Annotated in this window: 12 protein-coding genes and 1 pseudogene; 7 read left to right on the top strand and 6 right to left on the bottom strand. The window is 65.8% G+C overall.

Annotated elements, in window-relative coordinates; all coding sequences use genetic code 11:
- Positions 1-507: pseudogene (locus F757_RS36625) on the bottom strand (cation diffusion facilitator family transporter); the annotation flags it as partial.
- Complete coding sequence (locus tag F757_RS0116815; RefSeq protein ID WP_035467002.1) at positions 504-863, bottom strand: ArsR/SmtB family transcription factor; 360 nt, start codon at positions 861-863, stop codon at positions 504-506. The gene F757_RS0116815 and the pseudogene F757_RS36625, both read right to left, overlap by 4 nt.
- 120 nt (positions 864-983) lie before the next feature.
- On the opposite strand from F757_RS0116815, the gene F757_RS0116810 reads away from it, so the two are divergent.
- Complete coding sequence (locus F757_RS0116810; protein WP_027212407.1) at positions 984-2,831, top strand: tetratricopeptide repeat protein; 1,848 nt, start codon at positions 984-986, stop codon at positions 2,829-2,831.
- A 23-nt stretch (positions 2,832-2,854) separates the two neighbouring features.
- Here the strand turns inward: F757_RS0116810 and F757_RS0116805 are convergent, their stop codons facing one another.
- Entirely contained in the window at positions 2,855-4,156 is a 1,302-nt protein-coding gene (locus F757_RS0116805) for an MFS transporter (RefSeq protein WP_027212406.1), read from the bottom strand.
- A 310-nt stretch (positions 4,157-4,466) separates the two neighbouring features.
- On the opposite strand from F757_RS0116805, the gene F757_RS0116800 reads away from it, so the two are divergent.
- Together F757_RS0116800 and F757_RS0116790 are read left to right on the top strand one after the other, a co-directional pair.
- Complete coding sequence (locus F757_RS0116800) at positions 4,467-5,000, top strand: GNAT family N-acetyltransferase (protein ID WP_027212405.1); 534 nt, start codon at positions 4,467-4,469, stop codon at positions 4,998-5,000.
- 283 nt (positions 5,001-5,283) lie between these two features.
- Positions 5,284-6,699 carry a hypothetical protein gene (locus F757_RS0116790; protein ID WP_027212404.1) on the top strand — a complete coding sequence of 472 codons (1,416 nt, stop codon included), beginning with the start codon at positions 5,284-5,286 and terminating at the stop codon, positions 6,697-6,699.
- A gap of 125 nt (positions 6,700-6,824) precedes the next feature.
- Here F757_RS0116790 and F757_RS0116785 read toward each other — a convergent pair whose 3' ends face one another.
- From F757_RS0116785 to F757_RS0116775, 3 genes are all read right to left on the bottom strand, one after another.
- A complete protein-coding gene (locus tag F757_RS0116785; protein WP_027212403.1) occupies positions 6,825-7,577 on the bottom strand; it encodes a DUF2968 domain-containing protein in 753 nt (250 codons plus the stop codon).
- 392 nt (positions 7,578-7,969) lie between these two features.
- On the bottom strand, positions 7,970-9,607 hold the full coding sequence (locus F757_RS0116780) for a gamma-glutamyl-gamma-aminobutyrate hydrolase family protein (protein WP_027212402.1): 1,638 nt from the start codon (positions 9,605-9,607) through the stop codon (positions 7,970-7,972).
- A gap of 128 nt (positions 9,608-9,735) precedes the next feature.
- Positions 9,736-11,493 (bottom strand): cation:proton antiporter, encoded by a 1,758-nt coding sequence (locus F757_RS0116775; protein ID WP_027212401.1) that lies wholly within the window; start codon positions 11,491-11,493, stop codon positions 9,736-9,738.
- Positions 11,494-11,667: 174 nt separating this feature from the next.
- Here F757_RS0116775 and F757_RS0116770 point away from each other — a divergent pair, with 174 nt between their 5' ends.
- From F757_RS0116770 to F757_RS0116755, 4 genes are all read left to right on the top strand, one after another.
- A complete protein-coding gene (locus F757_RS0116770; RefSeq protein ID WP_027212400.1) occupies positions 11,668-12,354 on the top strand; it encodes a DUF2848 domain-containing protein in 687 nt (228 codons plus the stop codon).
- A gap of 22 nt (positions 12,355-12,376) precedes the next feature.
- Positions 12,377-13,726: an MFS transporter gene (locus F757_RS0116765; RefSeq protein ID WP_035467001.1), complete on the top strand. Its 1,350-nt coding sequence runs from the start codon at positions 12,377-12,379 to the stop codon at positions 13,724-13,726.
- A gap of 101 nt (positions 13,727-13,827) precedes the next feature.
- Positions 13,828-14,508, top strand: coding sequence for a GntR family transcriptional regulator (locus F757_RS0116760; protein WP_027212398.1), 681 nt, complete (start codon positions 13,828-13,830; stop codon positions 14,506-14,508).
- A 145-nt stretch (positions 14,509-14,653) separates the two neighbouring features.
- Positions 14,654-16,033, top strand: coding sequence for an amidase (locus F757_RS0116755; protein ID WP_027212397.1), 1,380 nt, complete (start codon positions 14,654-14,656; stop codon positions 16,031-16,033).
- The last annotated feature ends 11 nt before the right edge of the window (positions 16,034-16,044 follow it).

Genomic DNA, 16,044 nt, shown 5'->3' with positions numbered 1-16,044 from the left:
AAGCAGCAGCCCGAGGACGTCTGAGAGATTGTGGCCGGCGTCGGCGAGCAGCGCGGTGGAATGCGCGAGCACGCCGTACACGGCCTGCATGGCGACGATCGCGACATTCAGCACGACTGCGAGCGCAAATGCCAAACCGTGGCCGGCCACGGGGGCATGGGCATGGTGGTGGCCGTGACTGTGACTGTGACTGTGACTGTGACTGTGACTGTGACTGTGACTGTGACTGTGACTGTGACTGTGACTGTGACTGTGATCAGGACCATGGCCGTGGCTTTGGTCGTGACTATGATCACGCCCGTGGCCGTGGCTGTGATCATGGCTTTGGTCGTGGCTTTGGCCGTGGCTGTGACCATAGTTTTGGTCGTGGGTGTGGTCGTGGCTACGATCGTCGTGCCCCTGTCCCGCACCATCGCCGTGACCATGCCCGTGGCATTGCCCGCCGGCATCCGATGCCGCGAGCCGCGCCGGCGCGTGCTCCTCTTCTCGTGTTTCGATTTCCTTCATGGCAGATCCAATGCGTCGTCGCGGGTAGGCTCGGCGACGTGCTCGAGCATGCCGGCCAGCATCGCGCTGATATGGCGGTCGGCGGCGAGATAGAACACCTGTTTGCCTTGCCGCTGCGCCCGCACGATTCGCGCCGCGCGCAGCAGCCGCAAATGATGGCTGACGAGCGACGGCGACAGCCCCAGCTCTTCCGCAATCGCCCCCACCGGACGACGTACGTCGACGCAGGCGAGCACGATGCGCAAGCGCGTCGGATCGCCGAGTAGCCGGAAGAGGTCGGCAAGCGGCACGATAGTGTCCGCCGAACGCGGGTCGAAGCCCGTCGGCGGCGGGCCGGAAGCGGTAACGGGAATCATGGCGGCCGACATGTGAATAGGTGTTCACATGTTAAGCGAGACCCGGAACCTGGTCAAATCGGGGCGCCTCCCGCGAGTGTGGGAAAATGCGGCCTTTGCCTCACCGCTACCCTCCCCGTCATGCAACCTGTTTTTGACCGCGCTTTTGCGGCGCATCGTGACGGCCGCCTCGACGACGCCGAACGCGGCTACCGCGCGACGCTCGACGGCAATCCCGCGCACGTCGACGCACTGCATCTGCTGGGCGTGCTGCGCCATCAGCAGGGCCAGCACGCCGAAGCCGCCGACCTGGTGCGGCGCGCGGTCAACCTGCGTCCGCAAGACGCCGCGCTGCAGCTGAACCTCGGCAATGCGCTGAAGGCGCTCGGCCAGATCGACGAAGCCATCGAGCAGTTCCGCAACGCGCTGACGCTCGCGCCGTCGTTTCCCATGGCGCACTACAACCTCGGCAATGCGTATGCGGCGGCGGGCCGTCACGAGGACGCCGCCGACGCATTCCGCCGTTCGCTGCGCCTGCAACCGGAAGACGCCTCGTCGCACAACAATCTCGGCAACGCGCTGCATGCGCTCGGGCGTCACGAGGAAGCCATCGCGTCGTTCCGGCGCACGCTGGAGCTGCGCCCCGGCCACGCCGGCGCACTCAACAACATGGGCATGTCGCTCAACGCGCTCGGCCGGGCGGACGAAGCCATCCCCTGCTTCAAGGCCGCTCTGGCCGCGGAGCCGCGCTTTGTCGCCGCGCACTTCAATCTCGCCAATACGTTCGACGCCACCGGCCGTCACGAGCAAGCGGTGGCGTCGTTCGAGGCCACGCTTGCCTTGCAGCCGAACCTGCCACCCGCCATCTTCGGCATAGGCAACGCACTCGCCGCGCTCGGGCGTCACGCGGAGGCGATTCCGTACCTGGAACGCTCGGTCGGTCTCGATCCGCAATTCGCGCTTGCCTGGCTGAGCCTCGGCACCGCGCACCAAGGGCTAGGCGCACACGCGACCGCCGTGCGCGCCTTCGATCAGGCGTTGCGCCTGCAGCCCGATCTCGCGGCCGCGCATATGAACCGCGCGCTGGCATGGCTCGCGCTGGGCGATTTCGCGCGCGGGCTCCCCGAGTATGAGTGGCGACTGCAGACTGTCGCCGAACCGGCTATCGAGACGTTGCCGCGCTGGCACGGCGAGCCCATCGGGCAGCACACGCTGCTGATCCATGCCGAACAGGGATTCGGCGATACCCTGCAGTTCGTGCGCTTCGTGCCGCTCGCCGCGCAACGGGCCGCGCGCGTGGTGCTCGAAGTTCAGCCGCCGCTCCTGCCGCTCCTCGAACCGGCGGCAAAGGCGTGGCGGGTAACGCTGGTGGCCCGCGGCACGCCCCGCCCTGCTGCCGATCTGCAATGCCCGTTGCTGAGCTTGCCGCTCGCGCTCGGTACGACGCCCGCTACGATTCCCGGGCGCACGTCCTACCTGAGCGCGCCACCCGCCTGGCGGCGCAAATGGCGCGGCTCGCTGGGCGGTCAGGCGAGGCGCAAGATCGGGCTCGCATGGTCTGGGCGCATCCAGCAGAACGAAACGCGTTCGATGCCGCTCGCGGCGCTCGAACCGCTCTTCGCGCTCGAAGGCATAGACTGGATCGTGCTTCAGCCCGATCTGCGCGACGACGAACGCGCGGCGCTGGACGCGCATCCGCGCGCCGGGCGGATTCACCGCTTCGACGGGCGCATTAGCGATTTCGCGGATACGGCGGCGATCGTCGAGCGGCTGGATGCAGTCGTTTCGATCGATACGTCGATCGCTCACCTCGCCGGCGCGCTAGGCAAGCCGCTGTGGCTCATGCTGCCGTTCGCGCCGGATTGGCGTTGGTATCCCGACGACACGCGCAGCGCCTGGTACGCCAGCGCCAAGCTGCTGCGCCAGCCGCGGCCCGGTGCGTGGCGTGAGGTGGTGGAAGCCGTGGCGCAAGGGCTGCGCGATGGATAGGCGCCGTCCGCCGATGCCGCGCTTCACGCGCTCTTGTATTGATCGCGCGATTCACGCGTGCGGTACAGCACGAGCGTAGCAATCAGTCCGCAGATTGCCGCCACGCCGAGGAACAGGCCCGGCGCGGCCTTGTTGCCGGTCGAATGGATCAGCAGCGTGGAGATGGCCGGCGTGAAGCCGCCGATGGTCGTCGCGAGGCTGTAGGCGAGCGAGAAGCCCGCGGTGCGCACCTCCACCGGCATCACTTCGGTAAGTGCGACGACCATCGCGCCGTTATAGCTGCCGTACAGGAACGACAGCCACAGCTCGACGGTGAGCAGACGCGCGAACGACGGCTCCGCGACCAGCCATTGCAGCGCCGGATAGGCGCTGACCAAGGTGAGCGCGGTGAAGGCCAGCAGCACCGGACGACGGCCGACGCGATCCGACAGCGCGCCCGCGAGCGGCAGCCAGATCAGGTTCGACAAGCCGATGCACACGGTGACGACGAGCGTGTCGATGGCCGAGAGCTTCAGCACTTCCTTGCCGAAAGTCGGCGTGTAGGCGGTGATCATGTAGAACGACACCGTCGTCATGATCACCATGCCCATGCCGCCCAGCACCGTGACCCAGTTCGCGGCCATGCTCTTCATGATCTCGCCCATGCCCGGACGATGCTTGCGCGCGGAGAATTCCTCGGTTTCCTTCAACGACCGGCGAATCAGAAACAGGAACGGCACGATCAGGCAGCCGATCAGGAACGGCACGCGCCAGCCCCATGCGCTCATCTGATCAGCGGGCAGCGTCTTGTTGAGCATCACGCCGAGCAGTGCCGCGAACACCACCGCGACCTGCTGGCTGCCCGACTGCCACGCGCAATAAAAGCCCTTGTGCCCCTTGGTGGCGATCTCGGACAGATACACCGACACGCCGCCCAGTTCCACCCCTGCCGAGAAACCTTGCAGCAGGCGACCGAACAGCACCAGCACCGGCGCGAGCAGGCCGATGGTCGCGTATCCCGGAATGGACGCCACCGTGAGCGTGCCGAGCGCCATCAGGCCGAGCGTGAGGATGAGGCCCTTGCGCCGGCCGTGATGGTCGATGTAGGCGCCCAGCACGATCGCGCCCAGCGGCCGCATCAGGAAGCCCGCGCCGAACACGGAGAGCGAGAGCATTAGCGAGGCGAATTCGCTGCCGCTCGGAAAGTAGGTCCTGGCGATCGCGGACGCGTAGTAGCCGTAGACCATGAAGTCGTACATTTCGAGAAAGTTGCCGCTGACCACGCGGAACACTGTCTTGACCTTGGATTCTTCCGCCGAAGAAATGGCGTGTGACGCTGTTGACATTGACATTTCCTGATGAGTCCAACGCCGCGCGGCCCGCGGCGATCTGGCGATGAAACGGTCCGCCTGGTCGAACTGGCGGATGCCACAGGTGAGCTGAGTCTGCAGACGAGGCCGCGCCGGGGGCGCCGCATTCTGCAGGCGAACCGATTTACGCGGTATCAGGGTAAACGTTGACGTCCCCGCAAAGCCGCGCCAAGCCATGTTACCGTCGATGAGAGTGTTGCGTATTCCCTACATTTTCATTACAGCCAACACCTCCGCACGCGACCGCTAGAATGGCGACCAGGCCATTTCAGTTGTTCACTTTCCGATGCAGACCATTCCCGCCCTGTCGCTGCGCCACGCCACCGTCGACGATGCCGCGCTGCTCGCCTCCATTCACAGCACAAGCTGGCGCGCCACTTACCGTGGCCTGTTGCCCGACGCCTTTCTGGACGGCGAGGTCACCGGGGAACGCGACGCGTATTGGAAAGCGCGCATGGCAGCGCCCGGCGGCGAGCGCCGCATGGTGCAGATTGCGCTGCTGGGCGACGAGCCGATCGGCTTCGTGTGCGTGGAGCGTCAGCCCGATTCCGCGTGGGGCGCGCTGCTCGACAACCTGCACGCATTACCGGGGTATCAGGGCATAGGCGCCGGCAAGCTGCTGATGCGCGCCGCCACAGACTGGGCTCACGCGCAAGGCGAAACGCAGCTGTATCTCTACGTGCTGGAAGGCAACCTCCCCGCAATGGGCTTCTATGAACGGCAAGGCTGGCGGTTCGTCGGCGCGGAGCCGGACCGTATGGGCGGCGTGGACATCACCGCGCTGCGCTATGTTTATCGACTGGACCAGTCGGGCGATTGATCTGAGTCTGGGCCGCTTGCATCTCGGACGTTTCGTCATGCACTTTGGGAAGTGTCAGGGCCTTTCATCTTCGGTTCCGTCGCATCATCTGCTTTTCCCGACGACGGCTTTGCGGCCTGGGCGCTGATGCGTCCGCTCGCGCACGTGCGCGCGAGCTTTGTTGCTCCTGCGCCGTAGCGCTCGCGCGCATGTGAGAAGCGTTTTTTGCGTTGCACTCAGAGGCCTTCGTCGCCGACCCACGAATGCCATGCGGCGTCTTATGCCGAGGCGCTGGAAAAGAGCGATGGCCACCACCCCGTTAACCGTAGTCGAAGGCGCGATGGCGTTGCCGCGCTCCCGTCCGTTGAACGACGTACCGGCGCCCTTTGGCCGCGGGTGGGAATTGCTCGCGCCAGGCTACTGCCTGGACGCGCGGCTGCACGGGCTGTATGGCGCCGTTCTCAAGACGTTCAACCTGAATGAACAGCCGATTCGCTCGTTCTGTCGCTGGGTCGCGCCGGAGAATCGGCGTGCCGCGGCAGCGGCGGCTGCGGGCGTGGCCGCGGTGATTGGCCAGCGAGTGGTAGATAGCGGTGCTGCAGGGCGAGAGGCGGTGTTGGGGTCTGCCGACGGTGTGGGTTTGACAGGTTTGGCGGGTTCGGCGGGTTCGGCGGGCTCGGCGGGCTCGGCGGGTTCGGCGACCGCAGCGGCTTTCGCCGACTCCATTTCCGCGGATGCGCCGCCGTCAGCGGAGACTTTGCCTCGCGCCAAAGCGCCCGGTTCGTCCGAAATGTTTGCGCCAGTGGCAAGGCATACGTCCGAAGCTGAGCGGCATGCGCCCCGCGCGCCGCTCCTGCCGTGGCGGATGCTCGCGGGCGCTGCCTGCGCGCTGAGCGGCGTGGCCCTGGTCGCGTGGCTGGCGCCTCGTCATGACGGCGCCTCGCATCAGGCCGACGGTAAGGACATGAAGTCAGTCCAACATGGCGCCGTACGTAACATGACAACGGCACAAGCGCCGTATCTCGCGGGCGCAGGGGCCGCACAATACAGCGGCGAAGCCACGCACGTGACGGTAATGACCGCAACTCCGACAGCACAGTCTGAGCACGCAGCCGCGGCTCCAACTCCAGCTCCGGCTCCGGCTCCGGCTCCGGCTCCGGCTCCGGCTCCGGCAACAGTAACGGCAACGGCAATTGCAGGGGCAACAGCAACAGGAGCAGCACCCGCCCCAGCCCGCGCCCGCACGATGGTGCTCGAGGAAGCCACACCAAACAGAGAGACAACCACGCAGATCGCCGTACACACGCCGCACACGGCGCCGACCGTACGTATCCCGAAGCAAGCAGTCGCGCGCAACGACAACCATCGCCGCAGCGCGCACAGAGCTGCGGCAAGCACCACAGCACTGAGCCGTACGCACGAACCAGCCGGCCACGCCGCGAATCTCGCTGCGAATCTCACCGCGGCCTCGCATGCATCGCGGCGGTTCGTCAAACCGTCGGTCGCGGGCTCTTACTCTCCGCTCGCGCCGTCGCCGCTCGGCATCGACGACTACGCTTCCGTCGACCTGAGCGCCAATACTCGAAGCATCGGCCGCCCCCAACAGGCGCAGGCGCAGCCGCCGTCATTGGCGCCTTCGGCGCCGGACAGCGGCCAGCAGTGGATGAGCCGGCTCTCGCAACGCCGCGTAACGGAAGCCCCCGACCAGTTCATCAGGTAGCCGTGCTCACGGGTCGGTTAGTCGCGCGCACCGCGCGACAGAGCGCTCGCGCCTGACGCCCGGCCGCGAACCCGCGCAAAAAAAGCCCGGCCAGGAACCGGGCTTTCATCATGCGTCGAACACTGTTATTTCAGGCCCGGCAGACCCATTTCCGTCTGCCGCTGCAACTGAATTACCTGCCCCTGCACCTGCCTCAGTTGCGCCTGCGCGCGCTCCTTCTCTTCGCGCAATGCCGCCGCTTCGCTCTGAGTCTGACGCTGGTAGTCGTTGACCTTGGCCTGCTGCGAGCGGGCGACTTCCAGGTCGGCCTGCAAGCGCTTCGCCCGCTCTTCCGACAGTGCAATAACGTCCTCAATGTAGGATTTCTGCGCCTGTAGCAACGTACGCTGAATCTCCACCTCGGACAGTTGCGCGGTTTGCTGGACGAAGCCCGCGTAGATGGCCTCGGCCCGGCCCGCATCCGCCGATTTGATCACCCGCCAGAAATGCTTGTCCTGGAACAACGCAATGTAGTAAGTCACTTCGCGCGGATAGAAGAACAGGCTCGCGCCGTAGCTGCCGTTATAGGTGGTGCGCAGTTCGCTCAGCTTCGCGTCCTGGATCATCTGCATCAACTCGGCCACGTTGCCTTGCGCTTCCGAAGCGGTTTCCGGGGCAGACGCCGACGAAGCCGCGGACGATGGCACAGCCGCCCCCATTGCCGCGTCGCGCAGCGCGTCGGCGACAGGCTGCGGCGTCAGCGTGTTCATGGCGGGCCTGGTGCCGGCAATCGGCGCGGCCTCTTCGCCTTGCGCGGCCAGCACGAAAGCACCGTGCTGCAACAGCGCACACGAAGTCGCGAGCAGCACGGCGCGCCGTAAAGATAAGGGGTGCTTCATACCTGCATGCTCCGTGCGGATCCATAAAACAGCCTTGGATTATCGCGCGGATTAGTACTTAAGCGAAGCATGGAAGCGTCGCAAAAACAGACTTTAAATCGAGATAAAGCTACGGTGTCCGAATCACACGACACGCGAGCTTGTCCTGAAATAAAAGCATTTTTTGATAGCGCAAAAAAAATGCGCCGCTTGCACAGCGGCGCCTCGACGAATCGCATTCTATGACCTGCGTAGTGTCGTCCACGTAAATTCAAACCCTCGGGCAGACCGCAGCTTCAGAGTGAACTCAACCCGAAAGCAACCACAACCCGAAGGCCCAAGGCAACTCAACCCGGCGCTAGGTCCAACCGCCAACCGCCAACCTCGACGCCCGCGCAAGCTCCCGCGCTCTTCTAAAACCGCGTTTCGCGCGCCACGCGCAAGAACGTGTCGAGAAGCGGCGTGCAATCGAGCAGCTCCGGCCCGCCGGCGCGATGAAACTCCGGGTGCCATTGCACGCCCATCACGAACGGCGCGCGCCGGTAGCGCACGGCTTCGATGATGCCGTCGGATGCGGACACCGCCTCGATATTCAGATCGCGGCCCAGCGTCTTGACCGCCTGGTGGTGGATCGAGTTGACGATCGCATCGCGCCGTGCCGGAAACATGTTGGCGAGCGTCGAGCCGTCAGGAAAATGGATTGCGTGGCGGTGCTGATCGTAGTCTTCGTTGACGTGCGCGCCGGCGGTCGGTACGTCGGTCGCAATGTCCTGATACAAAGTGCCGCCGAACGCCACGTTGATCAACTGGCAGCCGCGGCACACGCCGAGCACCGGCTTGCCCGACTCGATGAATTCATGCAGCAGCTCGAGTTCGTACATATCGCGTACGCGGTCGCCGGGCCATTCGGGACGTGACGCGGTTTCCGCATACGACTGCGGCGAGACGTCCGCGCCGCCTTGCAGCAGCAGTCCGTCAAGATGTTTCGCGTAATCGCGCAAACGGATGTTGCTCGGATGCAGCATGCCTTGATGGCCGACCGTCGGAATCATGAACACCAGCACGTCGCGCGACATGACCCAATGGGCGATGGACTCCTCGAGATACTGCAGCGTCTTGCCGCGCAGCCCCTTGGCGCCGGGCTCGGGATGAAAGATGCGCGCCGATACGCCGATGCGCAATGTGCGCTGGGTAATGCGCTGACCCGCGCGGTCGAAGAGCTGACGCGCACGCGCCGCGATGATGCGGCCAAACACCGACCACGCCGAATCGGTCTGCTTCAGATAGCGCGGTGGCGAGGGCGGCAACGCGTTCGGCGGCGGCGGGTTGCTCGCGCTGAAATCCGGCGCGGCGCCGAAACCCGGCGGCGGCGCGCCGGCGGGACGCGCGGCGGTGGCCGCAACGTCCTCGGCGGCGAGCACTTCGTCGGTCGAGGCGACCAGTTCGCCTTCAATCGGCTCGCTCGTGAGCGGCGTCGCGCTGTGGGCCGGCGAAGACTGCGCGGGTGCTACGGCGGGTGCCGCGGGGGGTGCCACCGCGGGTGCCACCGCGGGTGCCACAGTAGGCGCGGGCGGCGTAGAAGCCGCCGCTGCGCCGCCGCGCGCCGCGCGCGCATCGCGCTCATGAACGGCCGCTTCCTGCTTCGCGACCGAAGCGGCGGCGGAACTCCGCGCTTCCGCCGCATCGCGTTGCTGGGCCGTGCGCCGGTCGGCGGGCGTCACCGTCGACGCGCTCCCGGGTAGGTCAGTAGACGATCTCGCTGCCGCCTCGGACGCACCCGGCGCCGCGTCGACAGACCCGCCGGTGACTGTCACGCCTGCAGCGCCAGTCGACGGGGCCGCGCTCGAGGCCAGCGGGTCTAGCGGGTCTTTTAGCGGCGACTGGACGGCATCCTCATGCGAGAGCGGTGACGAAACTGCGGGTTCGACGGGCGGTGTACCGGACGTCAGCGACGTGGAAGAGGTAGAGGGCGTTGGCAACGTTGCCGGCGCTGCCGAAGGCGGCGTTGGACTGCCGGGTTGACCGGCGTTTTCGGGTTTGTTTTCGCTCATGACTGTCGGACGGGCGCCTTTCACGCGAACGAATGAATATGCCCTGATTATCCGCCAGCGTGCCGGGGCGGGCAAACGCGCACACAATTGCTCACATTGTCCGGCCGCGCCGCCCAATCCCGTCAAACTTAGGGATCGGGTTGTTCGTCGAAAGTTTCGCGCAGCGCGATCTGCATGGCCGCATGAATCTTCACGCACCAGCGCCACACGAGTGCGAGCAGCAGCGCGGCGCAGATCAGCACCACTGCGAGCAGCCCGGTCGGCGGCAGAATGCCGCCCGAAAGCGCGGCCACCAGCAGAAACACCCCGACCATGCAGACCACCGGCACCAGATCAGCTATCGCGTAGCGCAGCGCGCGCGTCAGCCGCCCCGCCGTCGCCGGCTGCACGCTCACCTCGGCAAGCAGCAACGCGAGCGACTTCGTCTTGCGATAGACCGCCACCAGAAACGGCATCGAAACGAGCAACGCAGCGCTCCACAGCACCGCGCGCTGCAGCGGCTCCGCACTGATCCAACGGCTCAGAAAGCCACTGATAAAGGGCGCACCATACGACACCATCAGAAAGATCGCGGCTACCAGAGCCAGATTCACCGCAATCTGCAGGATGATTCGGCGGGTCATGCTGAAAAGGGTCGGCTCGCCGCTGGCGGTGGTCAGGTTGCCGAGCCACTGGCTATACATGCCGAACACGTTGACGAGCGTGCGCGGCAGCGCATTGGCGACACGCCGCGTGAGCGGATCGGCGGCGCGGATCAGGTAGGGCGTGAAGAGCGTCGTCAACGCCGAAACGGCGACCGCGATGGGATAGAGAAACGCGCTCGTCACCTTCAGCGTCAAGCCGAGCGACGCAATGATGAACGAGAACTCGCCGATCTGGGAAACAGTCATGCCCACGCGCATGGCCGTGCGTCCGTCCTTGCCCGCGAGAAAGGTGCCGAGCCCGCACGACACGATCTTGCCGACGATCACCGCCGCCGTGATGACCGCGATCGGCCACGCATAGTCGACCAGCACGGCCGGGTTCAGCATCAGGCCGATGGTCACGAAGAAGATCGCGGAAAACGCGTCGCGCAGCGGCGCAATCAGATGCTCGATACGATGCAGATGCCGCGACTCGGCCATGATCGCGCCGATCAGAAACGCGCCAAGCGCAATGCTGTAATCGAGCTTCACGACGAGCAGACAGAAGCCAAAGCAGAAGCCGAGCACCGCGACGAGCAGCATTTCGTCGCTGCGGGCGCGCGCGACGTAATTGAGCGCGCGCGGCACCAGCAGAATGCCGACCACGAGCGACACCGTCATGAACAGCAGCAGCTTGCCGAGCGTGACGACCGCGACGCCCGCGCTCAATTGCCCCGTCTGCGCAATGCCGGAGAGCAGCACGAGCATCGCGATGGCGAGAATGTCCTCGACGATCAGAATGCCGAACACGAGCTGCGCAAAGCTCTCGCGCTTCAGTCCGAGTTCGGACAGCGCCTTGACGATGATCGTGGTCGACGAAATGGCGAGGATCGCGCCGAGGAACAGCGCATCCATCGGGCTCCAGCCGAACGCGCTGCCGATCTCGTAGCCGAGCCACAGCATCAGCACGATTTCGGACAGCGCCGCGACCACCGCCGTCGCGCCCACCTTGAAAAGCTTGCGCAAGCTGAATTCCAGACCGAGCGAAAACATCAGGAACACCACGCCCAGTTCGCCGAGCGTCTTGATGGTCTGTTCGTCGTGAATCAGCTGGAACGGCGGGGTGTAAGGCCCGATGATCACGCCCGCCGCGATGTAGCCGAGCACCACCGGCTGCTTCAGGCGATGGAACAGCACGGTGACGACGCCGGCGAGCGCCATCACGACCGCCAGATCCTGAATGAAGCCGATTCCTTCGTGCATGCACTCCTTCCTTACAAAAAAGTAATGTCCGCGAAGAGTGTAACAGCCGCCGGCCGCAGCCCTGCCCGCAGCGACCGCGCTTTGGGGCGGAGAAGCCCGCGATTCTTTTTTGACACGCTGGACGCCTGTGAAATATCACAATAATATTTGCCGCATATTTTAGGGAGTCACTGGATGCAGCAACTGTCTTTCAACGTCGCGGAACGTTCTGGCGCCACGCGCGCCGCAGTTATCGAGGTACAGCGTCTGACCATTGCCGGCTGGGCCGGCCGCGACCAGGCGGCCATCGAACATCACATTGCGGAGCTTGCCGAACTCGGCGTGAAGCGGCCCTCCACGACCCCGTGCTTCTATCGCCTCGGCTCCGAACTGCTCACGCAAGCGCAACAGATCGACGTGGTCGGTACGAAGTCGAGCGGCGAGGCCGAATGCGTGCTGCTTCAGTCGGACGCCGGGCTGCTCGTCACCGTCGGCTCGGACCACACGGACCGCGAAGTGGAAGCCTACGGCGTGACCGTCTCCAAACAGGTGTGCCCAAAACCCGTGGCGCGCGACGCCTGGTTGTTCGACGACGTCCGCGAGCACTGGGACCAACTGCAGTTGCGCGCCTGTGCCGTGGCGAACGGCGAGCGGCGCGTCTATCAGCAGGGCAGCGTCGCGTCGCTGCTGTCTGCCGCCGACCTGCTCGCGCGCGCGCCGCTCACAGCGGGCGCGGCCATGTTCTGCGGCACGCTCGCGGTGCAAGGCGGCATTGTCGGCATGGCCGACGGCGACGCGCTCGAACTCGAATTGCACGACCCCGTTTTGCAGCGCACGCTGCGCCACGCGTATCGCGTGCGCGCCTTATCCATTGTGGAATGAGCCATTGTCGAACGAGGCATTCATGAGCAACCCTTCGCCCTTCGCCGCCGACGCGTCCCTCGACGCCTCGCTGGAAGCCGCCGCCATCCGCAAGATCACGTGGCGCATCATGCCGTTCCTGTTTCTCGTCTACGTGCTCTCGTATCTGGATCGCGTCAACATCGGGTATGCGAAGCTGCAGTTCACCGGCGACCTGGGTCTGTCCAACGCGGCATACGGGCTCGGCGCAGGGATTTTCTTCTTCGGCTATTTCGTGTTCGAGGTGCCGAGCAATCTGCTTCTGAAGAAGTTCGGCGCGCGCGCCACGATTGCGCGCATCACGATGCTGTGGGGCCTGCTGTCCTGTCTGATGATGTTCGTGCGCAGCGAGACCATGTTTTACGTGCTGCGCTTTCTGCTCGGCGTCGCCGAAGCGGGACTGGTGCCGGGCGTGGTGCTGTATCTGACCTTCTGGTTTCCGTCCGATCGCCGCGCGCGCATGGTTGCGGTGTTCATGGCGGCGATTCCGGTGGCGGGCATTATCGGCGCGCCGCTGTCGGGCTTCCTGATGTCGGCGCTGCACGAAGCGCATGGCTTGCGCGGCTGGCAGTGGATGTTCCTGATCGAAGGCATTCCGTCGATACTCGCCGGCTTCTGGGCGCTTGCGGTCTTGCGCAACACGCCCGCCGAAGCGGCATGGCTGAGCGACGACGAGAAACGCGTGATCCTCGCCCGCCTCTCACGCGAAAACGCAGCAGCCGCCGCGCAAGGCGCTGAACACAGTCTCGCGGCGGCGCTGCGCTCCGGCCGCTTCTGGCTGCTCACGCTGATCTATTTCTGCCTCGTCACCGGCAACGCGGGCTTCTCGTTCTGGCTGCCGCAGATCGTCAAGGACCTCGGCGTGACGAACCTCGTCACCAACGGATTCGTGACCGCGATTCCGTATCTGGCGGCGGGCATCGGCATGATTCTGATCGGCCGCTCTTCGGATGTGACGGGCGAGCGACGCTGGCACTATGCGGTGTGCTGCTTTATCGGCGCCGTGGGGCTGCTCGGCAGCGCCTCGGTCACGAATTCGATTCCGCTTGCCGTGACCGGTTTGTCGATTGCGTATGTCGGGATTCTGGCGGGCTTCGGTATTTTCTGGTCGATGTCGACGAGTTTCCTGCAAGGCACCGCCGCCGTCGCGGGCATCGCCGTGATCAACTCGATCGCCAATCTTGCCGGTTATGTGAGCCCGTATGTGCTCGGCATCGTCAAGGACGCGACGCACAGCGTGACGTTCGGACTGGTGCTGATCGCGGGCGCGCTGATCGTGGGCGGCCTCGTCACGCTGATGATGCCGCGCGTGAAAGTGCAGCACGCAACGACGGGCCTGCCGGAGAGAGCGTAAGCACCGCTGCAAAGCCTGCCGCCAGTCCACGCTGATCGCACCGGAACCCGTTCTACCTTGCTCTACAATGCGCGGACGAACCCCGTCCGCTCCTTTTTCACATGACGCTTTTGCAGACCGCCCGCCCATCGAAGCCCACCCGCGCGACCGCCAATGCGAGCCTGGCCGAACAGGCTTATGCGTTCGTCAAGCGCGAGATCATCACGATGCGCCTGCGGCCGAGCGAGGTGCTCAACGAAGCGGAGCTGATGGCGCTGACCGGCATCGGCAGAACGCCGGTGCATCAGGCGCTGCACCGGCTGGTGCACGAAGGCATGCTGACCATCATGCCGCGCAAGGGCATCATGGTTCGCCCGGTTTCGCTCGACGACGTGCTGGCGATCATCGACGTGCGCCTCGTCAACGAAAGCTACTGCGTCGAGCTCGCCGCGCGCCACGCGCAACAGCACGACTACGACGCGATGCAGGCACTGCTCGAACGCTCCGCCGTTTGCGTCGCCGCGCACGACATAGAAGGCATGATGGATATCGACCGCGAGTTTCATCTGGCCATTTCGGCCGCCTCGCGCAACGCTGTGCTCGCCGACATTTTGCGCGGGCTGCACGAGCGCTCGCTGCGCTTCTGGTTCATTTCGCTTTCCGAGCCACATCATCTCGAAGACGTGCACGAGGAACACCTCGAACTGTTCCGCCTGCTGCGCGAGCGCGACGCCGAAGGCGCACGGCGCTCGGTGCAGAAACACATCGAGGCATTCCGCGCGACGCTCTTCAGTCGCATTTGACCCGCACGCATTTGAGTCGCATCTGAGCCGCACTTGAGCCGCATCTAAGCCGCATCTGAGTATCACGCATCGAATCCGCCCGCTTCGCTGCGCTTCGGTAACGACACCCGGGCGGCTTCACCCAGTCAAACGGACGAACGACACCATGGCCACCGAATTCACGCCCTTTCCGCCGCTTGCCCAACTCGCCGCCGACCTCGCCGCGGGCCGCACCACCAGCCGCGCGCTCGTCGAGACCGCGCTCGCGCGCATCGCCGATCCGGCCGGCCAGGGCGCGCTCGCCTTCATGCACGTCGACGCCGACGGCGCGCGCCAGGCCGCCGACGCGCACGACCGCCTGCGCGCGGCCGGCACGGTGCTCTCGCCGCTCGCGGGCATTCCCGTGTCGGTGAAAGACCTGTTCGACATCCAGGGCCAGCGCACGCGCGCCGGCTCGACGGTACTCGCCGACGCGCCGCCCGCCACCCAGGACGCGGTCGCGGTCGCGCGCCTGAAACGCGCGGGCGCGGTGATCGTCGGACGAACCAACATGAGCGAGTTCGCGTTTTCCGGGCTGGGCCTGAATCCGCACTACGGCAACCCGCTGTCGCCGTACCGGCGCGACGTCAAGGGCGACGAGCGGATTTCGGGCGGCTCGTCGTCGGGCGCGGCGGCTTCCGTCGCGGACGGCATGGCCGCCGTCGCGCTCGGCACCGACACCGGCGGCTCCATCCGCATTCCGGCCGCGCTTTGCGGCCTGACCGGCTTCAAGCCGACCGCCGCGCGCATTCCGAAGCAAGGCGGCGTGCCGCTTTCGCCAACGCTCGATTCGTTCGGCCCGATCGGCGTTTCGGTCGCGTGCTGCGCACTGGTCGACCGCATGCTGGCCGGCCTCGAGCCGCGCGTGCCGGCCACCCGCCCGCTCGAAGGCGTGCGTCTGGGGGTGCTGACCAACTACGTCACCGACGGCGTCGAGCCCGCGGTCGCGGCCGCCGTCGACACCGCGCTCAAACACCTGGAAGCGGCGGGCGCGATTGTCAGCGAGGTGCGCTTTGCGCCGCTCGACCGTCTGCAGGACATCAACCGCTTCGGCTTTTCGCCGATCGAGGCGTATGCATGGCACAGGCCGTTGCTGGACAAGCATCGCGAGCAATACGACCCGCGCGTGCTGGTGCGCATTCTCAAGGGGCAGCCCGCCAGTGCCGCCGATTATCTGGACCTGCTCGCCGAACGCGAGGCGATGCTCGCCGAAGCCGCGCGCACACTGTGGCAGCGCTTTGACGCCGTGGTCGCGCCCACCGTGCCGGTGGTGCCGCCGCGCGTCGCCGAACTGGTTGCGGACGACGACCTGTTCGGTCGCACCAATGCGCTCATCCTGCGCAATCCGGGTGTGTTCAATTTCCTCGACGCCTGCGCGCTGTCGCTGCCCTGCCATCTGCGCGGCGACGCGCCGGTGGGCCTGATGCTGGCGGGCGCGCCCCACGCCGACGACGCGTTGCTCGCCATCGGCCGCGGCGCCGAAGCGGTGCTCAACGCGATCCGCTGACGGCCCTGCGG

The organism is Burkholderia sp. WSM2232, from assembly GCF_000472545.1.
Classification (GTDB): Bacteria; Pseudomonadota; Gammaproteobacteria; order Burkholderiales; family Burkholderiaceae; genus Paraburkholderia.
The sequence above is the reverse complement of the archived record's forward strand: the minus strand, read 5'-3'. Positions and strand labels throughout refer to the sequence as shown.